Source organism: Rossellomorea sp. QJM3NY_18 (assembly GCF_056173145.1).
Genome location: NZ_CM149659.1, coordinates 590,362 through 616,010 on the forward strand (window position 1 = coordinate 590,362; position 25,649 = coordinate 616,010).

The 25,649-nt window shown below is 47.8% G+C and carries 19 protein-coding genes and 2 other annotated features; of the genes, 11 read left to right on the forward strand and 8 right to left on the reverse strand.

Annotated features, from left to right (window positions below; all coding sequences use genetic code 11):
• Positions 1-79 precede the first annotated feature (79 nt).
• The 8 genes from AC0VXY_RS03005 to AC0VXY_RS03040 all read left to right on the forward strand — a co-directional run bounded on the left by AC0VXY_RS03005 (position 80) and on the right by AC0VXY_RS03040 (position 8,538).
• Positions 80-1,528 (forward strand): carbon starvation CstA family protein, encoded by a 1,449-nt coding sequence (locus tag AC0VXY_RS03005; protein ID WP_475526833.1) that lies wholly within the window; start codon positions 80-82, stop codon positions 1,526-1,528.
• 326 nt (positions 1,529-1,854) lie between these two features.
• Positions 1,855-2,055 carry a hypothetical protein gene (locus AC0VXY_RS03010; protein WP_034761269.1) on the forward strand — a complete coding sequence of 67 codons (201 nt, stop codon included), beginning with the start codon at positions 1,855-1,857 and terminating at the stop codon, positions 2,053-2,055.
• Between the two features lie 68 nt (positions 2,056-2,123).
• Positions 2,124-2,687, forward strand: coding sequence for a hypothetical protein (locus tag AC0VXY_RS03015; RefSeq protein ID WP_435993470.1), 564 nt, complete (start codon positions 2,124-2,126; stop codon positions 2,685-2,687).
• A gap of 52 nt (positions 2,688-2,739) precedes the next feature.
• Positions 2,740-2,991 (forward strand) — a binding site (T-box leader).
• A gap of 59 nt (positions 2,992-3,050) precedes the next feature.
• Complete coding sequence (locus AC0VXY_RS03020) at positions 3,051-4,274, forward strand: MFS transporter (protein ID WP_475526834.1); 1,224 nt, start codon at positions 3,051-3,053, stop codon at positions 4,272-4,274.
• A gap of 27 nt (positions 4,275-4,301) precedes the next feature.
• Entirely contained in the window at positions 4,302-5,327 is a 1,026-nt protein-coding gene (locus AC0VXY_RS03025) for a hypothetical protein (protein ID WP_475526835.1), read from the forward strand.
• Positions 5,328-5,373: 46 nt separating this feature from the next.
• Positions 5,374-5,579: a binding site (T-box leader), on the forward strand.
• A 78-nt stretch (positions 5,580-5,657) separates the two neighbouring features.
• Positions 5,658-7,088, forward strand: a complete 1,431-nt coding sequence (gene proS, locus AC0VXY_RS03030; protein WP_475526836.1) for a proline--tRNA ligase — start codon at positions 5,658-5,660, stop codon at positions 7,086-7,088.
• A gap of 107 nt (positions 7,089-7,195) precedes the next feature.
• Positions 7,196-7,369: a hypothetical protein gene (locus AC0VXY_RS03035; RefSeq protein ID WP_156030071.1), complete on the forward strand. Its 174-nt coding sequence runs from the start codon at positions 7,196-7,198 to the stop codon at positions 7,367-7,369.
• 611 nt (positions 7,370-7,980) lie between these two features.
• Entirely contained in the window at positions 7,981-8,538 is a 558-nt protein-coding gene (locus AC0VXY_RS03040) for a GNAT family N-acetyltransferase (protein WP_475526837.1), read from the forward strand.
• Positions 8,539-8,576: 38 nt separating this feature from the next.
• On the opposite strand, the gene AC0VXY_RS03045 is transcribed toward AC0VXY_RS03040, so the two are convergent.
• Positions 8,577-10,262, reverse strand: a complete 1,686-nt coding sequence (locus AC0VXY_RS03045) for a DUF3159 domain-containing protein (protein WP_435993460.1) — start codon at positions 10,260-10,262, stop codon at positions 8,577-8,579.
• Positions 10,263-10,401: 139 nt separating this feature from the next.
• Between AC0VXY_RS03045 and AC0VXY_RS03050 the strand changes: the two genes are divergently transcribed.
• Complete coding sequence (locus tag AC0VXY_RS03050) at positions 10,402-11,427, forward strand: LacI family DNA-binding transcriptional regulator (protein ID WP_475526838.1); 1,026 nt, start codon at positions 10,402-10,404, stop codon at positions 11,425-11,427.
• Between the two features lie 443 nt (positions 11,428-11,870).
• Positions 11,871-14,828, forward strand: coding sequence for a carbohydrate binding domain-containing protein (locus AC0VXY_RS03055; RefSeq protein ID WP_475526839.1), 2,958 nt, complete (start codon positions 11,871-11,873; stop codon positions 14,826-14,828).
• Between the two features lie 64 nt (positions 14,829-14,892).
• On the opposite strand, the gene AC0VXY_RS03060 is transcribed toward AC0VXY_RS03055, so the two are convergent.
• The 6 genes from AC0VXY_RS03060 to AC0VXY_RS03085 form a co-directional block, all read right to left on the reverse strand.
• On the reverse strand, positions 14,893-16,473 hold the full coding sequence (locus AC0VXY_RS03060; protein ID WP_475526840.1) for an FMN-binding glutamate synthase family protein: 1,581 nt from the start codon (positions 16,471-16,473) through the stop codon (positions 14,893-14,895).
• A 51-nt stretch (positions 16,474-16,524) separates the two neighbouring features.
• Positions 16,525-18,246: a pyruvate oxidase gene (locus AC0VXY_RS03065; RefSeq protein ID WP_475526841.1), complete on the reverse strand. Its 1,722-nt coding sequence runs from the start codon at positions 18,244-18,246 to the stop codon at positions 16,525-16,527.
• Positions 18,247-18,410: 164 nt separating this feature from the next.
• Positions 18,411-19,208 (reverse strand): endonuclease/exonuclease/phosphatase family protein, encoded by a 798-nt coding sequence (locus AC0VXY_RS03070; protein ID WP_475526842.1) that lies wholly within the window; start codon positions 19,206-19,208, stop codon positions 18,411-18,413.
• A 3-nt stretch (positions 19,209-19,211) separates the two neighbouring features.
• Positions 19,212-20,846 (reverse strand): PTS transporter subunit IIBC, encoded by a 1,635-nt coding sequence (locus AC0VXY_RS03075; protein ID WP_435993448.1) that lies wholly within the window; start codon positions 20,844-20,846, stop codon positions 19,212-19,214.
• A 413-nt stretch (positions 20,847-21,259) separates the two neighbouring features.
• A complete protein-coding gene (locus tag AC0VXY_RS03080; protein ID WP_475526843.1) occupies positions 21,260-23,176 on the reverse strand; it encodes a heavy metal translocating P-type ATPase in 1,917 nt (638 codons plus the stop codon).
• Positions 23,177-23,389: 213 nt separating this feature from the next.
• Positions 23,390-24,574: an MFS transporter gene (locus AC0VXY_RS03085; protein ID WP_435993444.1), complete on the reverse strand. Its 1,185-nt coding sequence runs from the start codon at positions 24,572-24,574 to the stop codon at positions 23,390-23,392.
• Positions 24,575-24,704: 130 nt separating this feature from the next.
• On the opposite strand from AC0VXY_RS03085, the gene AC0VXY_RS03090 reads away from it, so the two are divergent.
• Positions 24,705-25,115 carry an OsmC family protein gene (locus tag AC0VXY_RS03090; RefSeq protein WP_475526844.1) on the forward strand — a complete coding sequence of 137 codons (411 nt, stop codon included), beginning with the start codon at positions 24,705-24,707 and terminating at the stop codon, positions 25,113-25,115.
• A 111-nt stretch (positions 25,116-25,226) separates the two neighbouring features.
• On the opposite strand, the gene AC0VXY_RS03095 is transcribed toward AC0VXY_RS03090, so the two are convergent.
• A complete protein-coding gene (locus AC0VXY_RS03095) occupies positions 25,227-25,640 on the reverse strand; it encodes a pyridoxamine 5'-phosphate oxidase family protein (RefSeq protein WP_435993440.1) in 414 nt (137 codons plus the stop codon).
• Between the last annotated feature and the right edge of the window lie 9 nt (positions 25,641-25,649).

Below are 25,649 nucleotides of genomic sequence, written 5' to 3' on the forward strand. Positions count from 1 at the left end.
GGACAGAATGTGACGAAAATGTGAATATGCTTGCTATAATGAAAGCGTATTCATAACTGAACGAAAGGGGATCATATACATGGTCACATTCCTGGTCTCAATTGTTGTCTTAATTATTGGTTATTTCACATATGGAAAATTGATTGAAAAGATTTTTGGAGTGAATGAAAGTCGTTCCACCCCTGCTTATGCAAAGGCGGATGGAGTGGACTATGTTCCGATGAAAACAGGTAAGAACTCCATGATCCAGCTGTTGAATATCGCTGGTGTCGGCCCGATCTTCGGTCCGATCATGGGAGCGTTATACGGACCGGTTGCTTTCCTTTGGATCGTACTCGGAGCGATTTTTGCCGGAGCGGTTCATGATTACTTAACGGGAATGATTTCGATCCGTAACGGAGGGGCTCATTTACCGGAGCTTGCAGGACGTTTCCTTGGTAAAACGATGAAGCATGTGGTCAACGCATTCTCGATTCTGTTACTTGTATTAGTTGGTACGGTGTTCGTTACCGCACCTGCAGCCCTGATTGCGAATCTGACTCCAGCATGGATTTCACTTGGCGTGATCATCGCTGCCATTTTCATTTATTATATTGTCGCAACGTTATTGCCGATTGATAAAATCATCGGTAAAGTATACCCGCTGTTTGGAGCTCTACTTCTGATCAGTGCAGTAGGAATCGGAGCGGGATTGGTGATTACGGGAGCGGATATCCCTGAAGTATCCCTGACGAATATGCATCCTGATTCTATCGCTATTTTTCCTTTACTATTCTTGACGATTTCTTGTGGTGCCCTTTCAGGCTTCCACGCAACACAGTCACCGATCATCTCAAGAACGACTCAAAACGAGAAGAACGGACGCAAGATTTTCTACGGCATGATGATTTTAGAAGCAATTATTGCGATGATCTGGGCAGCAGCAGCCATGAGCCTGTTTGAGCCTGGTGAACTGAATGCGATCTTGAAAGACGGAGGACCGGCAGCGGTCGTGAGTGAAGTGTCTGTTCTGATGCTTGGTTCCATCGGCGGAACGCTTGCCATCCTTGGCGTCATCGTTCTTCCGATCACTTCCGGGGATACATCATTCCGAAGTGCACGGATGATTATTGCTGATTACATCAAGGTCGGACAGGTGAAAATGTCCAGCCGCCTTTGGATTGCCGTTCCACTGTTCGTGATTTCAGTCGTACTGACACGCATGGACTTCAATCTCTTATGGAGATACTTCTCTTGGGCAAACCAATCGACGGCGATGATTGCTCTTTGGGTAGGCGCCATGTACCTGGCCCTGCAAAAGAAACCACACTGGGTCGCAACGATCCCGGCTATCTTTATGACCATGGTCACGTTCACGTATATCCTGAACGCTCCGATCGGATTCGGGCTTTCCATGGGCACAGCTTATATGGGAGCTGCAGTCATAACGATTGTGTCAATCCTGGCCTTTATCTACACATTGAGAAAGCGCTTAAACGATGGTTCGGTCATCCAGGTCGACGAAGAGGTACCGCAGCCAGCAGCGTAAATGGAGAGTTTTCCGGTTATTACCGGGAAACTCTTTTCTTTTTTTGCACAAAATAATATTGATTCACAAACTATATGGTAGGAGTGATCAGCATGACAAAGAAAACGAAAAAAGACGGCGGTACGAAGCAAAACGGGAAACACACACCGAAACAAAAAACTTCCGGATCTGCAAACGGACAGAATGGATATCACTAGAAATATTTTTTGCCAATCCTTTATGGGGTTGGCTTATTTTCTTTTTCTGGCAGATGTCTTTATCCGGTAGGATGTATTATAATGGAGGTAGTTTCAAAAATTTAGTAGTCTCAAAAAGGAGATCCCATTATGTCGAATACTAATGATCAACAAATACAGCCAGAAAAGAAAAAAATCAGCCTTCAGGAAGCGATGAAGCAGCAGCTTGCGAAGAAGAAAGAAGCACAGGCAGGCGGCAAGCAGGCAACAGGCGGTCTTGCATCCAACCAACGCATGCAAAGTCAGCAAACGAAGAAGCCGAGTAATACCCGCCGGAAGATGGGTAGCTAATTGGGGGAGAGGAGCGCTCTTTTGGAGTGCTCTTTTTTGTGTGGATTTTTTGGGGAGGTGTACACGTTATGAAGGAAAAGGTCAGAAATAAAGCAGGCGGTAAAGTACCGAGAAAAGAATATCGACGCAGATGGTATGCCCCCTTTATCAGTTTGGGGATGATTTTCATCCTCCTATTCGGGTTTGCTGTAGTGAAGGGTGAACAATGGGGATTCCTGGGGAGCGAGAAGCTGAGTGGTTTCTTTACCAATAAGTCTAATTTTGATGTGGAGATTCTGTACGATGGCGGAATGAAGATAAGTACTTTCTCTGACTCCCTGACTAGCGAGGAGGGGGAGAGGAAAGAGTTGACCTTTACAAAACAGGAGACGGAGGAGATTTTTACAAAAGTGAAGAGTTTGGATTTAATAGAAGAAAAATATCTTTCTGATGAGGGAAATTGTTATATCCAACCGAGTAGAAGCTATGCCATGAAAATCAGGATGAATAAAAAGATGTATGAATACCGGTATTCTGATTGCAATACGACTGCTGACGCCAGGGAAATGGATGAACTTCGAGAACTTATCATCCACATCATCAAACGAAAACCAGGGTATGAAGGTTTATTGAAACAAAAGATGATCATGTGATTTTTTTATTTACATTCTCACCCCATCCATGCTACCATAATAAAAATTTCAAAAAAATGCCATGAAGAGAAGAGTAGATATCAAAGACTTCTTTAAAGAGAGCTCCGGCAGCTGAAAAGGGGCAGGAAGGACGGTATTGAACCAAGGCTCTGAGCAGCGCATCGGAACCGGGAACGGGGATGGTGTGACGGGAGCTCCCGTTACGGAGCTAGGGTATACGCCGATGGACCGTACCCGAAAAGGCCGGTATGGTGACATGCTGGTGAACTGGGGTGGCACCGCGATCAATAATCTCGCCCCCAAGACCAACGTCTTGGGGGTGGGATTTTTTTGTCTTACAAAAATCGCGGGGAGGAATAGTGGATGAAAAAGTGGAAGGATCCTATGTTGCTTTTATCGGGTATCGGGATTTCGAGTATCGGGGGTTGGATTTATCTGATCGCCCTGAATTTGATTGTATTGGATGAGTGGGGATCGCCTGTGGCGGTGGTGATGTTATATGTGTTGAAGCCATTTGCGGCGCTTATCACAAATGGTTGGGCCGGGAGTTTGATTGACCGGGTCAATAAGCGGAATCTGATGGCGGCATTGGACTTTTTCAGGGCGGTATTGATAGGGGCGTTGCCTTTCCTTGCGACGGATTGGTGGATGTATGTTGTCGTGCTTTTCATCAATATGGGGAGTGCCGTCTTTTATCCGGCGTCGATGGCGTACATCACGACCTTGATTCCGAAGGGGAACAGGCAGCGGTTCAATGCTCTTCGGGGACTGGTCGGATCGGGGGCGTTTCTGATCGGGCCCGGGGTGGCAGGGATATTATTCCTGATGGGAACACCGGATTTTGCCCTATATATGAATGCTCTTGCCCTTTTGTTATCAGGAGTGATCACCCTGTTTTTGCCGAAACTTGAGGGGGATTCATTGAAAGAAACAAGTACCTTTGAGTGGGAAATCATTAAGGATGATTGGCGGGTGGTGTGGGGTTTCAGCAAGAGAGCGGCTTACGTGATGATCCTATACGTATTGTTCACATGCATGCTTGTGATGACCGCCGCCATCGATTCCCTTGAAGCCGCTTTTTCTAAGGATGTGCTGCATCTCTCCAATAGCACCTACGGATATCTGGTGAGCATTGCAGGGGGAGGATTTGTACTGGGATCTCTCCTGAATGCGGCGTTTTCTCATAAGCTTCATCATATGCACCTCATGGGTGTCGGCTCTGTCATCGTCTCTATTGGATATATCGTGTATGCATTTTCACACGGGTTCTTGACGATTGCGATTGGATTCGCTCTTTTATCCTTTGCCCTGGCCTTTGCGACAACAGGGTTCGAGACTTTTTATCAAGAACATATCCCCGTTGAGATCATGGGGCGGGTAGGGAGCCTGTATGGATTGCTTGAAGGGGTCCTCGTCATCTTACTGACGGTCCTGATCGGAGTGGGGGCAGAAGGGGTGTCGGTTCGGGGTGCCGTCGTTGCAGGTTCGATTGTCATGCTCGTGGTCACCCTGTTTTTATGGGGAGCACTGAGGAAGAATTCTTGGAAAAAACAGTTAAATTATAATTCAGAATGTTATAATAAATAAAAACGCACTCATGAAGGGGGTTCGCGGATGAAGATGACGGTGGATCAATATTGGGATAAATGGGAAGAATTGATGAGTCGGGAAGAAGCGAGCTTTGAGAAGTGGGATGGGTTGGAGGATCTGTTGTTCATCGCCCAAAAAGACGGGGATCTCTATAAGGAATTCTGCTGTCGGTTCGGAATCATGAGGACCGTCAACTATCTTGGAGAGTATGAGGAATTATTCGATCATTTCGAATGGTGCAACGGATTCTTTTTAGATAATGAAGAGAACTTGGAGGATTGGGTGGAAAGCTTCCTATGGATCTATAAATGGATGGCGGAGCATCTGGTGAAGATGCCGGGCATTGAAATGGAGCTCCTGGAGACTTTTTTCAATGATTTTCAGGAAGCCTATGACCGCTACGGATACAGTCTGCGCCCTTATTATCAGCATCAGCATAAACGGGCTTTGAAGACTGGCGAAGTGGAGGAAGCCCACGCCTATTATCATAAATGGCTCGCCGCAGAACGGGATTCCCTGGCGGATTGTGAAGCGTGTGAATATCAGACACAGCTTGAGTACTTCTATTTTACAGGGGAAAAGGAAAAAGCGGCTCCCATCGAAAAGCTGTTATTATCCAAAGAAGTGTGCTGCGGAGAAATTCCGCATCTTACGTACAGCAAGCTGCTCCTTCCTTATTATGAGGACGGCCGCGTGGAGGAAGCCGTACGTTACCAATCCGAGGGATACTTTTTCATTTACGATAAACCCCACTTTCTCATTGAGGCCTCCGAGCATATCCGATTTCTTGCTTTAACGGAACCTCTCAGGGGCATCAAGGTACTGGAGCGTCACATCGAGTATGCCGACAGCGGGAAAGACCCGTATGGGATGTTCTATTTTTATATGAGTGCAATCGTCCTCCACAGGAAGCTCCTGGAAGCGGGGCATCGCCCGGGGTTTGCCGTGGACGTGATGAGTGAAGTGGCGGAGGAAATAGCGGAAGATTTTGATGCGAGGAACGGTAATGATTTCTTTGCACGGGAAATGGACCGAATTTATTCCCTCTAGCAGATATTGACACCCCCATAGAATCTCTATATAATCATCTAAAATAACTGAAACATTGAAGAGGATCAGTAAAGGGATCTTGTCTTTTAAGAGAGGGAGCCAATTTGGTGAGAAGCTCCCATAGATGAACCTTTGAACCTGCCTCTAAGTTCTGTATCGAATGAAGATATCAGCGGTCCGAAACCGTTATCATGGAATGAGTGTAAAGCTTTGCTTTGAATCAGGGTGGTATCGCCAGAAATGGTCCCTGATGATAAGCAGGGCTTTTTTTGTTTCTGTCGGGGATTCGCCGTTAAAACCAATCCAACTAAAAAAACGAGGTGCTCTCAAATGGCTAAAGAGTTTGTAAAAGATGTAACGGGCATGGATGAAGATTTTGCCCGGTGGTATACCGATGTCGTGACGAAGGCGGAGCTGATCGACTATTCCAGTGTCCGGGGTTCGATGATCATCAGACCTTACGGATATGCAATTTGGGAAAACATCAAGGATGCCCTTGACGGGAAAATCAAGGAAACCGGGCATGAAAATGTGTATATGCCCCTTTTCATCCCTGAAAGCCTGTTGCAAAAAGAGAAGGATCACATCGAAGGGTTCGCACCAGAAGTCGCTTGGGTGACCCATGGCGGTGATGAGGAACTAGCGGAACGGCTATGCGTGCGTCCGACGTCCGAGGTGCTATTCGGTGAGCATTATAAAAATATCATCCATTCCTACCGGGATCTGCCTAAGCTCTACAACCAGTGGGCGAATGTGGTCCGCTGGGAAAAGACGACCCGTCCATTCCTCAGAACGCTTGAGTTCCTGTGGCAGGAGGGACATACATGTCACGAGACCGATCAGGATGCCCATGAGGAAACGGTTCAGATGCTCGAAGTGTACGCAGAGCTTTGTGAAGAGATGCTGGCGATTCCTGTCATAAAGGGACAGAAAACGGAGAAAGAGAAGTTTGCCGGTGCGAAGTATACGTACACGATCGAGAGTTTGATGCATGACGGAAAAGCCTTGCAATCGGGGACTTCCCACCATCTCGGGGATGGATTTGCAAAATCATTCGGCATCCAGTTCACGGACCGTGACGGCAAGCTTCAATATGTACAGCAAACATCATGGGGACTCACGACCCGCATCATCGGGGCCATGATCATGGTGCACGGGGACGACCGGGGTCTTGTCGTACCGCCACGGATTGCTCCGACACAGCTGATGATTGTGCCGATTGCCCAGCATAAAGAAGGCGTCCTTGATTTTGCCTATAATTTGAAGACACAGCTTTCAGGTGTTGCCCGCGTCGGGATTGACGCCAGTGACAAAAAGCCTGGCTGGAAGTTCAATGAGTACGAAATGAAGGGAATCCCACTCCGTTTGGAAGTCGGTCCACGGGACATCGAGAACGGGCAGGTTATTTTGGCGAGACGTGATACCGGTGAAAAAAACACGGTCACGTTGGAAGAGCTGGAAGGGAAAGTAGCAGCACTGCTTGAAGACATCCAACGCAATCTATTGGAAAAAGCGAGAGAACACCGTGAAGAAAAAACAACGATCGCCAAAACGTTTGATGAGTTCAAAACGACGGTGAATGAAAAGGGGGGTTTCATCAAAGCGATGTGGTGCGGAGATCGAGACTGTGAAGATAAGATAAAGGAAGAAACGAGTGCCACATCACGATGCATGCCGTTTGAACAGGAGCAGGTGTCCGATACATGCGTTTGCTGTGAAAAGGATGCGAAACACTTGGTGTATTGGGCAAAGGCGTATTGAGTTCCACATAAGCAGGGGACTTTCGGACCTTTCTGGCTTTTTCTGACTAAAGTCTTCTTTTTTCTATGTTTACTTAATAAATATAGGTAAAGGAGGCGTCGATTAATATGGATGTGGGACTCATCGTTATTTTCTTTATGGTATTCGTGGTAATCAGCCTATGGATCGTGCATTCCAAGCTCAACCGGATCACCGAGCATGTACAGCAGCTTGATGAGGAGTATTTATCCGATGAGGAGATCGAGAAGGAATTAGAGGAAGAGTGGAATAATGAGAAATAACGATGAAGGCGTTTCTCCGTAGAGAGGCGCCTTCCTTTTTTATGAAAAGTCTCTTTTAGCATAATTTGTTGGTAAGGTAGCGAGTGGTGGTTGATTTCCGCTACAGGTGCTCGCTTTCCGCGGGGCGTGAGTTGAGCCTCCTCGGGCATTCGCCCTGTGGGGTCTCAACTTTCCCGCTATTCCCGTCGGAGTCGAGCACCTTCCGCTCCAATCATTTCTAAGAGTACGGAGGATAAATTTCCTTCCATACCTTTTGAGAACATCAATCTTCATCGTATCCAGTGATCGACTTTAACATGAATAATAAAATACTATTTTATTCGGTTTTTCACTAGTAAGCTCTGTCATGATATCTCATTTTGGTGGTGAGTGGAACGGCGTAGACTTCTGCGGAAAAACGGGCGTGCCGAGACCCCGTTCGGCTAAGCTGAGGAGGCTTGGCCGTTCGTGCGCTGGAAAGCGAAGCCGTTCCCATCACCATCTATAGCACTCACACATAGACAGAGCCTTGGCAGTTCCTATGTAAGAAAACAACAATTTTGAGAAAAGAACTACCAATCTACTTAGGTGGTTGGTACTATTAACTTATTACATAAGAGGGAGGCGCAGAGATGAAGCATAAGGACTTAACCATCGAAACACCACGGTTGGTCATCAGACCTTTTGTGAACAGTGATTATGAAAACTGGTTGAGCGAACATCTGAACAGGCTCCCGTCACAGCATAAGTATGATGTCGGCTATCAGGATATGAGTGAGTGCACGGAGTTCTGGTTCAGGGAAATGCTTGAGAAACATGACGAAATGATCGAGGGAGATCAGGTATATATCCTCGGGATCTTTCTGAAAGAGAATGGAGCGAATATCGGGACGATCGATTTTTCGACGCTCATGCGGTACAACTTTAACTGGGGCAGGGCGGGCTACACGATACATAATCGCTATTGGAACCGAGGATTTGGGAAGGAAGCGATGAAGGCAGCCCTTCAGCTGGCATTCGTGAAATTGAATTTTCACCGGATCGAAGCCCATATCAATCTGGACAATACGCCTTCAATCCGACTTGCGGAAGCCGTGGGGATGGAGTATGAGTGCACACGTAAAGGGTTCATTTATGAATTTGGAGAGTGGACGGATAATCTGGTGTATTATGTGAATGCGGGAGAATAGATAAAAGGCCGGAATCAGCTAATGATTCCGGCCTTTCTTTATTGTTGTAATCCTTCGATCGTCATGTCTTTTACAGGGAGGAAGGCTTCTCCTGTATCCATATACGTAACGTTCACTTTGTCATTTTCCTTCAGATAGATCGCGAGCAAGCTGTTTTCAGAAGAAACGATGTAGTTCTTCCCGTTGTTCAGAAGGAAGGATACCACGGTGTAATCACCGGATTTTTCTTTGTACACCCGGACAACCGTACCGTTTGCTTGCTTTTCCTCGGCTTTCGAGCTGCCGTCGACGCTTCCGCCTCCGCGTTGGAGAGCGGTTTTATAAGCTTTCAATGCCTGGTTCGGCGTGTTCGCATAAGCTGAGATTTCCGGGTTGGCGGCTGATACGATGAAGTAGTTCTGTAAGAAACCATTCGCATCAAGCACCGGTGTCAGCCAGCTTGCTTCACCGTAGAAGTTATAGAGCACAGGCATTTCGCCGTCCCATTTCTTTTCGATGAATTTCTTTTGGATGATTTGCAGGGCTCCTTGTGAATCCATGTACGATTCTTCAAGGTTTCCTGTGTAGAACGTTGCTTCTCCCGTTCTTGAGTTCGTCAGGGAGTATCCGAGCATGGAATCGACGCCTTCTTTAGGTGACGTGAAATCGGTGAAGTAGTACATGTCACCATTTTCGTCGAAAATAGGGCTCACATTCGCCTCGGTTCCTTCATCTGATGGAAGTTTCACATCCGATTTACCGAAGCGGCTGTTCCAGAAACCTTTCACATAGTTACCGAAATAACTGTTCTGAAGGCTGACCGTTTCAGGAGAAACCGCGCCGTCGATGAATGCCGGTACGTCTTTGATGGCATAGGACTTCGTCTTCCCTGTTTGCGGGTCGACCAGGACGATTCCTTCCACATCGAAACCGTTACGGGCAGAGATGAAGTTTCCGTACGTCTGGATATAGAAAGGTTTTCCATCATCATCGATTTCAAGCTGCACATCCCCGTTGAAAATTTCCTTCGGATAATTCAAACGGATATGTCGCTCCACTTTTTTATTAAAGTAAGAAGAAGGTGTGTACACCATTTCTTCTTTGATGAATTTAGGATTGGCGTTTGAATCCGTTGCACTCAGCTTGAAGTACCCGGGAGTTTCGTCCCCTTTGAACCATTTGAAGAAACCGGAGAATTCAACAGGGGCGATGTATACATACTCACCGTCCACTTTCTGGATCTGCAGGTTGCCGAGTTCATAATAACTTGTATTCGGAACCTGACCGAACGCTTTCTTCATTTTATTACGGGCGAATTGAGGAGGTACGCTTGCAGGCGTCTCCTTTTCATCAAAAGCCTGGATCTCTGTTTTGACATCCATTTTCGCCGATTCGAATTTCTCATCAGCATTGAAGACGAACGCAGTCAGGAAGTAAGCACCGACGAAGATGCTCGCCAGGAACAGAAGCCCTTTTACCATCCGTTCTTTCCCCGTGGCAAAGGCTGCCCCGAATCCTGATGCAATGATCAGGAGGATCCATATGCTCGTGAAGTTCTGATCGAGATTCGAGAGGTAATAGAACAGGAATACCACAACGGTCGTGATGAGTAATGTGGCTCCAAATAGTGCCGGGAAGGATGGGTATCCCTCTTTTTTATTTTGTTTTTTCATGACGGCCATCGGTACGAGCAATAAGGCCATGACCAATCCGACAATCAATGAAAATAGTAAGATGTTTCCCATAGTGTTCCCCTTTCAAGGTTGTGATTCTGTTTATAGTGTATATACGGATGAGGGGGCAGGGAGGTTTCATTTGTTTTTTACCGCATAACCCACTCATCATCCGTTATAATAGGAAGAAGCAACCATTCAGGAGGAAAATATGGATATATTTGATATAGCAAGGCTGGCTGGGGTGTCGCGGAAAACGGTTCAGCGCGTGTTGAATGATTCGCCCCAGGTACGGACCGAGACCCGGGAGCGGATATTGAAGATCATGGAGGAGCATCAGTATCAGCCGAATGTTTCAGCACGGAGACTGGTGAAGAAAAAAACCCACACGGTCGGGCTATTCATCATTCAGGATCCAGGGAAGGATCGGATCTATTCCGATGATCTTTTTTACAGCGTGGTAATCGGGGCGGTGATCAATGCCTGCTCTCTTCGGGGGTATAAAGTTCTTGTGACAATGGCGGAGGTGGATGATCCGTCTCCCGTGTTGAAGCTTTACCGGGAAAAAAGCATCGATGCGGGCATTATCATAAGCTGGAGCAACGTCCAGTCGATCGTTGATGAAATCCTTTCCGTCAACTTTTTGGTCGGTGTCTTCGATCAGAACAATCTGACCCATCGTACTCCTTCCATTCCCATGCCTGTATTGGAAAATGAAGCGAGTGCCATGGAGGCGACCCGTCACCTTCTTCAGCTTGGGCATGAAGAGATCGGGATCATTACGGGTGATGAAGATAATCCTGCAGCGGTGGAGCGTTTCAATGGCTACCAAAAGGCATTGAAAGCAGCAGGAATCAGTGTGAAGCCCGAGTACATCTATACGGGCAGGTTCGTAGAAGAATCGGGAAGGGAGGCCGTCCATCATTGGATCCGGGAGGGGAACCTTCCTTCCGCTATCGTCTGTTCCAATGATCATATCGCTTTCGGGGCCCTCAAGGCACTGAAGGAAGCGGGACGGGATGTCCCCGGGGACGTTTCTCTCATCGGTTTTGATAATATTTTGCTGACAGAATACACATCACCTGCACTCTCCACCATGAACGTTCCAAGAGTGGAGATGGCGGTTGCGTTAGTAGAGCAGCTGATACAAAGGGTTGAAGGGAAGCCATATGAAACGATGACTCCTTTTGAAGCTTCTTTGGTCATCAGGAATTCCTGTTCAGAGAAAAAAGCCTGATTCCCTTTGGGGTTTCGTTTTCGGGTGCATGTTATTAAATGAAATAGGGGATCGTACTTTTCTGTTGGGACATCAGGCTAAGCCCCAGAGCTGATCAATAGACGGAAATATTCCGCTTAAGTAGTCATTTCTATTAAAAAAGGCCGAAATAGACGGAGGGATTCCGCCTATTAACTCCAAAAATACAAAAATAGGTGATTTTTCTGTGGATAACCGGAAAACGTCCGCTTATTTATCTCCCGAAACAAGGTCACTCAGAATGTAACCGGAAAAACTCCGCTTATTCTACTTTTGCTCGTTCTTCTTTATCTTTTAAGGACGGGCTTTTTTTTAATGAGTGGGAAATCATTATGGTAGAAAAATGTTGTCAAACGAACCAAGTGGTCTTATAGTTATATACAAATGTCCCACGTGAGACATAAATGAAAACAGGAGGAGTTCACATGTTAAAAAAAGCAGTCACTTCGTTTACCGCTGCATGTCTCATCATGACTCTGCCACCCGCGAATATAGGAAAAGCCTCACCACAAAAAGACAAACCTTTCCACCTCAAAGATTCAACCTTAAAAGATAGAACGATAGAAGGCGATCTCGTGATCACGCCGGCAGCCGGAAAGGACATCACTCTTGAAAACGTGACGGTACAAGGAAGGACCCTGATCAAGGGAGAAGCACCCGATACCTTACAATTGACAGATTCCGAGTTGAAGAGTCTTTCAGTTGAAGGACCTGGTCATTTGTCGAAGATCACAGTTTCCGGAGATTCGGTCGTTGATCAAACCCTTCTGGGAGGAAATGTGTTATTGGAAGAAAACGAGATTACTTCCTTAGGATTTCAAGATGTTATGGTCTCAGCATCAAATGTAAAAACGAAAAAAGCCGAATTGAAAGGTGAATTCGATACGATTTCGACGACAGGGAAAAAGGGAGAAGCACAAGTAGAACTTGACGGAATTGCCGATCGGGTAGAATTGAACGCGCTTTCAAATATCTCCCTTACGTCTGACGGTGTGGTGAAGGAGCTTCTCGTATCGAAATCAGGGAAAGGATCGGCCATCGCTGGACAAGGTTCCATCGAAAAAGCCACTTTGGATAGTATCATCACATGGAATGGAAAAGAAACGAGTGACGCCTCTTCTATTGTCACGCCATGGTCCCTCGTGTGGAATGATGAATTCAATGAGGATGAGATCGATCGTGACAAGTGGACGTTCGATATCGGCAACGGATATACCGATGCGAATGGTACCTTCATTTCAGGATGGGGGAATAATGAAAAGCAATACTACACGGACCGTCCTGAAAATGCTAGGACTGAAGACGGGAAGCTTCTGATTACGGCTAAAAAAGAAAACTATCAAGGATACGACTATACGTCTTCCCGTTTGAAGACGAAGGGCCTGTTTTCCAAAACGTATGGAAAATTTGAAATGAAGGCCTCCCTGCCGGTTGGAAAAGGATATTGGCCGGCGTTCTGGATGCTTCCGGAAGATGACCGGTATGGCGGATGGGCTGCTTCAGGTGAGATTGATATTTTAGAAGCACAGGGCAGCAATCCGGGTGAAGCGATCGGGACGCTTCATTACGGGGAATCGTGGCCGAATAATAAATATACAGGTGATCACTATAGGTTTGAAGATGGATCGACGATTGCCGACGAGCATGTGTACTCCGTTGAATGGGAGCCGGGGGAAATCCGCTGGTATGTGGACGGGAAACTCCGCCAGACCCAGAACAATTGGTACAGCAAAGGGACCGGTAACGCTGCCAACTTCACGTATCCCGCACCGTTTGATCAATCCTTCCATATGCTGTTGAATCTTGCGATCGGCGGGAATTTCGACGGTGAACCGACGGAAGAGACGATGTTCCCTCAATCCATGGATGTGGATTATGTACGTGTGTATGACTTGGCGGGAAGACCGTATCAAACGCCGGAACTGCCGGAATTTGAACAAGCTCCATTGCCTGACGATGCGAAGCAGCCCCTTGAAGATGGAAACCTTATGTACAATACCGGGTTTGATCAGGAATGGGAAGATGTTGACGGCATTCCTGGAGTGGAAAATACGGATTACTGGTACTTCTTGACCGTCCCTGATTTCGGAGGGAAAGCCAATGTCTCGGTCGATCAGATCGAGGGAAGGAATTTTGCCAAAGTGGATGTGGAAGAACCGGGAAGCCAGCCTTATTCCGTTCAGCTCATCCAGGACGTTTCACTCGGGAAGGGCCGTTACTACCGGGTATCCTTCGATGCGAAATCGACCGGATCACGCAAGGTCAATGTAAAAGTCGGCGGTGGTGAAAAGAGGGGATACAGTGCCTATTCAAACAGTGAATCCTTTTCACTGAAAGACGGGGTGGAATCCTATGAAATGGTGTTCCAGATGACCGAGGAAAATGATTTGGCAGCCCGTGTGGAATTTAATCTCGGATTGTCCAAGCTCCCTGTGTGGCTAGGAAATATCCGGGTGGAAGAAATCCCTCCGGTCGAAGTGGATCCGGATGCTTCAAAACCTGAACTGCCGACGGGGAACCTTATTTATAATGGAACATTCGACCAGGGATTCCCTGACCGCCTTCTCTATTGGCATCTGGCAGGCTCCGGGGAAGCCCAAGGAGTGGACCCTGACGAGCGGGTATTCTCGTCCAAGCCATCCAGCGAAACGGACGAGGCAGGGCTTTTGCAAAAAGGGATCCAGCTTAAGGCGTTGAATGAATATGAATTGACGTTTGACGGTGAGGCAGAAAGAGGTCGTGATATTCAGGTCGAGTTGAGAAGCAAGGATGGGGAAGAAGTGTATGCAGCGGCAACAATCCCTTTCACAGCTGATTGGGAGAAGCATGCCATGACGTTCACGATGCCTGATGTGACGGATATGGAGTCCCGGCTGGTGATTGATCTTGGTGGCAGTACCGATGAAGTGAAGATCGATAACCTTTGGTTAAAGAAGAAAGCGGGACCTGCGGGTGAAAATGTCCTACAGAACGGATCGTTTGATTCCGATTTAGAATTTTGGGCAAATTACATTCATTTCGATGCTTCTGCGGGTATTTCTTCTGAAGATGGTCAGGCAAAGATCTCGATCGGCAACGAAGGGAACGAAACCTGGAGTGTTCAGCTTTTTCAAGAAGGACTGAAGCTTAAGCCGGGAGTGGAATACACCCTTTCCTTCGACGCGAGTTCGACGGTTGGCCGGACGATGGAAGTGACGATCGAAAATGCTACGTATACGCGCTATTTATCAGAAATCGCTCAGTTGAGTGGAGAGATGACGCATTATGAGTATACGTTTACGACACCTGTGAGCGAGGACACGAGTCTTAAGTTCCTGATTGGGAAAAGCGGTTCGCCGATTGGTGTTCATGACGTGGTGATTGACAATGTGGAATTGAAGTAGGAGTTGGGGCACGGCGTCTTGTCACCTCAAAAAAAGAAGCAGCCGGCTCGGCTGCTTCTTTCCATTATGACAGTGCCTTTTCCGGCTTGATCGGATGCAATCGTCCTTCTTCATCCCGGAATACGAGGTGCTCACGCCCGAATTTTGTCGGTGTATCGATCCCAGCGGCCGCGGCCAGGTTGTACAGGCCTTCGCGGAGGGAGATGATGTAGTTGCAGACGCGAAATGACTTTTCTTCGACGATCAGTGCCCGCTGCAGTTTCTTGTCGGTGGTGGCAACGCCGACAGGACAGTTGTTCGTGTGGCATACTTGAGCCTGGATGCAGCCAACGGAGAACATCAGTCCACGGGCGATGTTGACAAAGTCGGCACCGAGTGCGAGTGCAAAGGCAATCTTGTCGGGTGTTAACAATTTTCCAGAAGCGAAGATCTTCACTTTATCCCGGACACCGTGTTTCACCAGGGTGTCGTGAAGGAAGGGAAGGGCCGATTTGATCGGGACCCCGGCTGAAGCCGCCAGTTCCTGATACGATGCACCTGTTCCTCCTTCCCCGCCGTCCACCGTGATGAAGTCGGGATGTTTTCCTGACGTGGCCATATAGGAAGCGAGGCTTTCGATATCATTCGTGTTCCCGACGACCAGTTTGATTCCGACGGGTTTGCCGCCCACTTCCCGGAGTTGTTCGATGAAACCCAGCATCTGTTCATTATTGCTGAATTCCTTGAACCGGTTCGGGCTGTCGATGGATTTCCAAGGTTCCACGTTTCGGATGTTGGCAATCTCTTGTGTCACTTTTTTTCCGTCAACGTGACCGCCACGGGTCTTGGCACCCTGAGCAAGTTTCAATTCGAAGGCTTTCACTTCCTTGAGTTCACTCTTTTTCTTGAATTCTTCCCATGAGAATTCGCCGTCCTTCGTTCTGACGCCGAATAAGCCCGGGCCGATCTGGCAGATGATGTCGACTCCGCCTTTCAGGTGATGCTTGGATAATCCGCCTTCACCGGTATTCATCCAGGAACCTGAAGCGAGGTTTAAACCCGTTGACAATGCCGTAATGGCCTGCTCACCGAGGGACCCGTAGCTCATGGCGGATTGACCGACGAGGCCTTTCACTGTAAAGGGATATCGGCAGGTGTGTTCACCGATGACCTGGGCATCTTCGTCTTTCAGGAGAAAGGGATCTGCTTCAGATTCTTCGCGATGTTCCCTGCGGCTGAGTAAATTATCTTTATCAAGCTTGTAGATTTTGGTTTTGACTTTTTGTGAGTTATCGATGCGCAGTTCGTCACGTTGGACAGGGAAAAGGGTGTTGCGTATGTAGTAGCCTTCCTTTTCGAAGTCCCGTTCCGATCCGAAGCCCAGCATCCGGGATTTATATTTTCCCGCCATGACGGTATTCGTGTATTCAAGTCTCGAGAAGGGTTTTCCTTCGTTGTCATTATGAAAGAGGTATTGTCTCAGTTCAGGACCGATCTTCTCGAGGATGTATCTCATTTTTCCAAGAACCGGGAAGTTCCTTAACACGGCATGTTCTTTTTGTTTCTCATCCGTCATCCATAAATAGAGAATAAGGGCAGCAGGGATAAGCAGTGCGAGAATGATGACGGTAAGGAGAATCCATTGAATGATGGATATACTGTTCATATTCATTCCTCCAATAGGGGAAGAGAGCCCCTTTAAAGGCTCATCTTCTTATTAAAATAGTCGTTTCATGGCTTTGCGTAACGGTGGCATTTCGGCCTCATGCTTCTTGAAGAATTTTTTCATGACATGCTTTGAGTAACCCGCCGCCTGTTCGAAGTTGATCTTACCGGGTAGGGGTGGCTGATCTTCAATGACACAATCGATGATGACCGGTTTATTGGATTTCGCTGCCATTTCAAAGGCAGGCTGAAGATCCTCATGTTTAATGACGCGATAGCCTTCCCCTCCGCATGCTTTGGCGAACTGGGCGAAATCTATGTCCTGGAGATCCGTTTCATATTCGAGGTGGCCGATGGATTCCTGTTCATATTTGATCATGCCGATCTTTCGATTGTTCATGATGACGACGATGATCGGCAGCTTGTATTTGACGGCCGTGACGAAATCATGCATCACCATGGTGAATCCGCCGTCTCCGCATACGGCGATGGACTGGCGCTCAGGCTCTGCCAGGCCGCTTGCGATTGCACCAGGAAGTCCGCAGCCCATGGTTGCCATCCAGCTGGAAATAATCATTTTCTGGTTGGTCATTTTAAAATGTCTCGCGGTCCAGACGGTTACATTGCCGACATCGACGGACAGGATTGCATCGTCGTCTGCAATCTTCTGAAGGGCCGCAATGACTTGAGGAGGCTTCATGGGCGTCGTCGCTTCCACTTCGTCTTTTTCAACATGTTTCCACCAGTTGTTCATATTGTTCTGGCATTCTTCTAAAAAGGATCGGTCCTCCTTGACGGGAAGCTGTTTATTCCATTGCTTCAAAACAAGGTTCGAATCTCCGACGATCCCGATGGAAACGGGATATCTCTTTCCGATTTGTGCCGGATCCGCATCGATTTGAACGGCGGGCGTATCATCGGGTAGGAAATCACGATAAGGGAACGACGTACCGATCATGATGAGAAGATCTGCTTCTTCCATCGCTTCATATGCGGGTTTCGTCCCGATTTGACCGAGCTGTCCGAGATTATGGGGATGCTTGTCAGGGAATATTCCTTTAGACGGAAGTGTAAAGATGACCGGAGCCGCGATTTTTTCGGCGAAAGCCTCGAGTTCACGGGCGGCATGCCTGGAACCCGTTCCTGCAAGGATGACCGGACGTTGTGCTTTATGTACGTATTCCAGTCCGGTCCTCACATCTTGTTCCAGGGGAGCGGCGATGGTCGCTGCCGGGATACTGGATGTGTCTTTTATGGTGTCCTTGATCTTTTGACCAGGGATATCGTCCGGGATGATCAGCACGGACACCCCTTTTTTGGCATAAGCGGTCCTGATTGCCTGATTCATGAGATCGGGAAGTGACTCAGGTGAAGACACCCGTTCACAGTATACGGAAACGTCAGCAAACACCCGGTCCAGATGAACTTCCTGGAATGAGTCCATGCCAAGCTCCGCAGTCGCGACCTGTCCGGCCAAAACCAACACGGGTGCCCCGTCGGCCTTCGCGTCATACAATCCATTTAACAGGTGGATGGCCCCGGGTCCGCCAATGGATAAACATACCCCGATGTTCCCCGTGAGTTTGGCATACGACGAGGCGGCAAGTGCCCCGACTTCCTCGTGTCTGACCTGGATGAACTCAATTTCCTCTTTTTCACTTCGTAGTACGTCGACAAAGTGATTGATGGAATCACCGGGAAGACCGAATACATGCTTGATCTTCCATTGTTCCATGATATCTGCAGCTGCCTGCCCTGCGAGTTTATGTCCCATAGTTGAACCTCCTTATTGTGTATAGTGATTTTTTACCACTGATGTGGATTTGTTAAACGTGGGGGAGAGAGGGTGGTTGCGAAATTTGTCGATAGATGTAGAACGGTCGATATCCTTCCACGAGACCTCTCCGAACGCAAAATAAAAAAGCAACCGATCCACGATCAGTTGCTTTCTCCTAACACCACTTCCACTCCGAAATGATCCGATACGACAGGTTTATTATCATCGTTAAAGATGACCCGGGATGAAGCTACATTTATTTTTTTGCTGGACAGGATAAGGTCGAGCCGTAAATCGACTGTATTCTTATCCCAACCGGCAATGTTTCCCCGGACGGTGATGCCGCTGTCCCGTTCAAGGGCTTCCCCGAATGTATCCAGTAGCCCTTTGGAAAGGAGATAATCGTACCCTTCATCACGAACCAGGGCATTGTTATTGAAATCGCCCATTAAGAAGTACGGGGATTCAGGGGTGACCTGCTCCATTAAGGAGTCTACCTGGTACTTGAATGGTTCTTCATCGTCCCTCCACCAGCCGAGGTGGCAGGAGTAGAAGGTGAGGGGCTTACCATGATAAGAAATGGTGGCCCCTAGGATCTTACGGGTTTTCCAATAGGCTTGATCATGGCTTCTCGAGATGAAGAAGCGATGTTCCTCCACGACGGGGTGCTTCGTCAAAATGGCGATGCCTTCTTCATAGACGTCGTAGCCGATATGAGCGAAGTCCCAGACAAGTGTGTAATCTGTTACGCCTCGCTTCTTCAGTTCTCCAAGGAGTACAAAGGCAAAATTGTCTTTTTTGACCAAGCCATGGACGATTTCGCTTTCAATCAGCTGACTGACTTCCTGAAGGGCGATGACATCGTAGGATTTCTCCGCGATGTCATCGGCTACAACCGAGATTTTCCCGAGCTGGTTATCTTCCTGCCATGAGTGACAATTCAGCGTGAGTAATTTCATGGATTATGCTCCCAGTAGGTCTTGAATGTCCGACTTGATGACGTCTGCTTTCGGACCGTAAATGGCCTGGACGCCCTTATCTTTCAGGATGAGGCCGAGTGCCCCGTTTTTCTTCCATTCCTGTTCAGTGTCGACAAGGCTCGTGTCTTTTACCGTTACACGAAGACGGGTCATGCAGGCATCAACGTCCACGATGTTGTCACTGCCGCCAAGCATGGCAACGACTTTAGGTGCAATTGAATCGGCACTTACACTTCCGCTGCCGGTTGTCGTTTCATCTTCAATATAGTTTCCATTACGACCCGGTGTCGGGAAGTTGAACTTTTTGATCAGGAAGTTGGCAACGGCAAAGTTCAAACCAAAGAACACGAGACACGCGATGACAAAGTTTACAAGGTCGACCCACAGGCCTGCTTTGATGATCATCGGTACACGGGTGAGAAGCTCGATGGATCCGAAAGAATGAACGCGGATGTGAACGATATCCACAATCGCGAAAGCAAGTCCCGTCATGATTGCGTACACCACATATAACAATGGAGCAGCGAACATGAACATGAATTCGATCGGTTCGGTAACACCTGTTAAAAATACAGCTAAACCAGCTGAGAAGAACATGGATTTGTATTTTTTCTTCTTATCTTTATCCACATTGCGGTACATGGCGTACGCGATACCGATCAGAGCAGCTGTGGATAAAATCATTTGACCGACTTTGAAACGTGCCGGTGTCACATCGTTTAACAATTGTTTGTAGCTTGCTGTGTCTCCTGCTGCCAGGAAATTGTTCAGGTCGGCAATCCAGGCAAGCCATAGTGGATCTTGTCCCGCAACCGTCGATCCTGCACTTGAACCTGTCAAGATGGTATACGTCCCGCCAAGTTCCGTGTAGTTGATTGGAACCGTTAGCATATGATGCAGACCGAATGGCAGTAACAGACGCTCCAATGCGCCGAATACGAATGGGGCGATGATAGGCGCCGTGTTACGCGATGTGGCGATCCACTGACCGAAGTCATTCAGAAGTCCTTGAATGAATGGCCATACAATCGACATGATGACGGCGATGATGACCGATCCGACGATCACGACGAACGGTACGAAACGTTTCCCGTTAAAGAAGGAAAGGGCATCAGGCAATTTGCTGTAGTTGTAATACTTGTTGAAAAGGTTGGCTCCAAGGAAACCGGAAATGATTCCGACGAACACACCCATATTAAGGGAAGGTGCACCAAGGACCGATGTGAAATAATCTGAAACGACCAGCGTTTGTCCGAACAGGGAAGAGACCGTTGCTTCGGGATCACCTAGCATATCCCCACTCACTCCGAAGATCGCTCCTGTAATCCGGTTGATCAGGATGAAGGCGATCAGGGCAGCGAAGGCACCTCCTGCACGTTCTTTCGCCCATGAGCCCCCGATTGCGACTGCGAACAGGATGTGGAGATTAGTGATGACTCCCCACCCGATATCTTCCATAACTCTTGCAATCGTTTGCACAAATGTGATGTCTCCACCCATCATTGCAATCAACTTACCGAGGGAAATCATGATCCCTGCAGCTGGCATGACGGCCACGACCACAAGCAATGCTTTCCCAAACTTCTGCCAAAAATCAAATGACAATACATTCTTCATAAACCCGTTTCCTCCTTTAATATCAATCTATTGAACTATATTTCTTACAATGGATGACATGTTTGCGTTTACATTTCAGCTTAAAATGAAATGCGTGTCGCTGTGTCTTCATGGTATGGTGCTATGTACATAAAAATGAGTGCAAGGTAAATGCAACCGTTTGCACTAGCTAAACACATTTTATGATATCCCTTTCAAGAAAGCAATAACAAAATAGTATTTTAGTAAAATATTAATGGTGAGAGGGACGGACCTTGGTAGGAGGAGGGGGCGGGGAATTGAGAGATAGTTGTTTAGTAGTGGGTGTGAGGTTGTGGATAACGTTCGATGGTGGGAGGGGGTATTCACATGTGGATAAATTGGTCGTTCATGCAAAAAAGGAGCATCCAACCAAGGGTGGATGCTCCTTATCATTATTTCAGTAAGCGTAATCCATTTAAAATAACCAATATCGTACTTCCTTCATGCCCGATGACTCCATAGGGGAGGTCGAGGATCTGCAGGAAGTTGGAGGCAATCAACAGCATGATGACCGCGATGGAGAAAATAACGTTCTGCTGGACGATGCGCTTCATTTTTTTCGATAGCTTGATGGCTTCGGCGATCCGGGTCAGGTCGTTTTTCATCAGTACGACATCGGCTGTTTCAAGGGCGACGTCGGTGCCTTCTCCCATGGCGATTCCGACGTTGGCCGTTGCGAGGGCCGGTGCGTCATTGATTCCGTCTCCGACCATACCGACCGTACCGAATTGATCCTTCAACTTTTTCAGTTCGTCTACTTTCGTTTCCGGCAGGCATTCGGCAATAAAAGAAGCGACGCCCGCTTCTTCTGCGATGGCACGGGCCGTTTTTTCATTGTCTCCTGTCAGCATGATGGTCTGGACGCCTTCTTTTTCCAGAAGCTTCAGTGCTTCGATGGTTTCATTCCGGACGACGTCTTTCAGGGCGATCAATGCGACGATTTCATTTTCTTTTGCTACAAAAACGGTCGTCTTTCCTTCAGAGGCGATTCTTCCGTATGCTCCGTTCATAAACCGTTCTGCCAACAGTTTATCCACAAAGTCGGCTTTCCCGATTTTCCATTCTGATCCGTCGACAAGGGCTTTGACTCCCCATCCGGATACATCCTCCAGGGAATCAGGCTGGAATAGTTGTACGTTGAACTCTTGGATTGCGTGTCCGACGATGGCCTGTGCGAGTGGATGGTTCGACTGATTTTCAATGGAAGCAACCGCGCTTATCACGTCACGTTCATTCATCGTATCTGCAATCAGGATATCCGTCACGACGGGTTTCCCTTTCGTCAGTGTTCCTGTTTTATCAAAGGCAATCGCCTTGATGTTACTCAGGTTCTCCAGGTGGGCACCGCCTTTAAAAAGGATCCCGTGGCGGGCGCCGTTTGAGATGGCCGAAAGACTTGCCGGCATGATGGCTGCAACCAGGGCACACGGTGATGCTACCACAAGGAGGACCATGGCCCGGTAGAATGTTTCCGTCCAGCTCCATCCAAGGAGGAAGTGAGGGAGGAACATCATCAGGAACACCACGGCAAGGACGACTTTTACATAGGTTCCTTCGAAGCGTTCGATGAACTGCTGGGAAGGGGATTTCTCACTTTGAGCCGATTGGACAAGGTCGATGATTTTTTGAAAGAGGGTTTCGCTGCTCGGTTTGGTCATTTCCACCGTGATGGCGCCGTTGATATTGACGGTTCCGGCGAACACTTCATCCCTCTGCCCCTTAGTCACAGGGACGGCTTCACCGGAGATCGCTGCTTCATCGATGGACGTGGTGCCTTTTACGACCACACCGTCCGTCGGTACCCGTTCACCCGGTTTAATCAGGATGTGATCACCGATTTCGAGGCTTGAAACATTGACTTTCTTTTCGCCAGAGCCTGTGACAAGCCATGCTTCTTCCGGCTGGAGCTGCATGAGGGCGGAGATTTCCTTCTGACTTTTATTCATCGTATACGTTTCAAGGGCTCCGCTGACAGCAAAGATGAAGATCAGGATCGCACCTTCCGTCCAGTAACCGATGATGGCGGATCCGACGGCGGCAAAAATCATCAGCATTTCCACATTCAGTTCTTTGTTTTCGATGGTTTCTTCGATTCCTTCTTTCGCTTTCGCAAAACCTCCGATGGCAAAAGCAAGGAGGTAGAAGATGGTGCTCATGCTTGAGTCCTCATTGGATGTCAGCCAGCCGAGTAGGATGAACACACCGCTGATGAGGGCAGCGATCAATTCGGCATGAGGCTTCATTTTTTCAATGAAGTGTATGTTATCTTTCGGTGTCCCCATGGATAGTGCTTTGGATTGTGAGCTCATAAGTATTCCTCCTCTTTAGTAAATGAAAATGGGGGTTTCTCATTGAGAATAATAATCAACGTCATTACCCCTATAAAACGACGAAAGCTGCCACCAGTGAAAGGTGACAGCAAAACGGCACGTGCTCTTAGCTGAAAGTATATAATGTTAGTAATTTGTAATTATTATAATCTAATCCTACCACATGTATATGAGGATGGGAAGCATTTTGTGCTAGTTATTCTCGGTTATTTCTCCACGCCGATTTTGCAGGGAAAAGACAAGGAGGCTCACAAAAATCATCAGCATCATGCTGGCGATCAAATAGAAGAAGCTGGACCCTTTGAACCAGTCGATCGTGATTCCACCGATGAAAGGGCCGATCATGCTGCCGAAGCTGAAGAAGATCCCGCACATGATGTTTCCGGCAGGCAGCAGCTCTTTCGGGAGGAGATCCGTCATATAACTGATGCCGAGTGAAAACGTCGAACCGACAGCCATGCCGGCTAACGTGAAGCAAATGAACAGTCCGACTGTGGACTCAGAAACGATTCCCGCAGCCGAGAAACAGAGGAATCCGATCATCATGACAATGAGGAGGACATGTTGTCTTCCATATTTATCGCTCAGAATACCGAGGGGCACCTGTGAGATGATGCTTCCCACTGCAAAAGCAGGGAGGAGGATGGCCACGGCTTCAATGGAAAGACCGTTTCGCAGGGCGAATACAGGGAAGTTCCCATTTAATGACGCTTCCAGGAAGCCATATCCGAGAGGCGGCAGCAAAGCGACCCAGGCATACTGGAGAACCTTTCCAAAACGATGGAACGATCCGAGGAACGAGGCGCTGCCGATGTTCTGCTCTTCGGGGAATTCATTTTGTAATCGAAAGACGAACATCCATACCGTCAGGCTTAATAAGGAAGAAATGATGAACGGTAAGGCTTGATGGATCGTGATGAGCTGCGTCATCATCGGCCCGACGGCGAATCCGATCCCAAAGGATACCCCGTAAATGGATATATTCCGTCCCCGGCGTTCTTTCGGCGAAAACGACGTAATCCACGTCTGGGTGGCAAAGTGGAGCATGTGATCCCCGATCCCAATGAGAAGGCGAAGGGCGAACCAGAACCAGAAGGATTTCCAGACCGGGAACAGTAAGAGCGATACGGCAACGATGATCCCCCCGATGATGATCATCGGTTTATAGCCGATTTTCTGCAGTGGTCGTTCCATTAATGGTGAGGCCAGCAGGATTCCGATGTAGAGGGCCGTTGCATTTAGGCCGTTCAGGGAAGAGGACAGTCCATCCTGTTCGAAAATGATGGCGATGAGAGGAAGGAGCATTCCCTGTGAGAAACCGGAAATGGCGACGATCCCGACCAGTACCTTGAAACGGAAGGCTAATGTTTGATTCATTTTGTCAAAACTCCCAATCATAGTAAATATCTTCTTTGATGGTACCCCCAATTTCAATGTTTGGCAATATGGGGGGAATAGAGTAAAATCAAAACATCTACTAGCATATTAAGGAAGGAATGATGAAGAAATGGAATATAAAATGCAAGAAGGCGGATTTTACAGTGATTTAGGGTTTGGAAAGCTGGAAGTATCGGGTAACGAAGAATATGGTTTCCGCCCATTTCAATTATTAGTGTCATCTGTCGCCGTATGCAGCGGTGGCGTACTACGTAAAGTACTTGAAAAAATGCGCATCGAGTTCGACGACATCCACATCAAAGCCGACGTCACCCGCAACGAAGACGAAGCCAACCGCGTCGAAGCCATCTCCCTCCACTTTTCAATCCGAGGGACGGACCTTGACGAAGCCAAGATCGAGAAAGCCATGAAGCTCACACGCAAAAACTGCTCCATGGTGCAATCGGTGCAGGACAGCATCAAGATTGAAGAAACGTTTGAGTTGGTGGGGGAAAGAAAGGTGAGGTCCGTCCCTCAATGAGAGGATTTTTGAGTGAAATGCGTGAAGAGGAGAGGGACGGACCTCTAAATGGAAAGAACACGGCCATGCGTCTAACCATTTGAAGGTCCGTCCCTCAAGAGTCCTCTACACCTACAGCTCCTGGGGTTCGCTGCCGGGTTTTGAGTAGTAGAGGATGGTTTTGGGGATGAGTTTGAGGAGCTGGTATTCGGGATCATCGGGGCTTGCGATCCAGTGTTTGAGCTCTTCTTTCCAGAATTTCGCTTTCAGTTCCGGGGAGTCTTCGACGGATGCCTCAGCTTCGATTTCTACATAGTGTTCATGATCGGAATCACGGTCATAGCCAAGGAGAATGTGCACATGAGGGTTCTGTGCAATGTCTTCTGCCTTGTGGGCATGTTCGTTGGTTGCCGTATACAGAGTAAGATCGTCGTGATCGAACATCATAAACCGTGAGTACGGTTTATTGTCACGGATGGTGGCAAGGGTGCCAATTTTATGATGGGAAAACAGTTCTGTTATTTTATCTTTTAAGGTTTGTGCCATGGATATTCC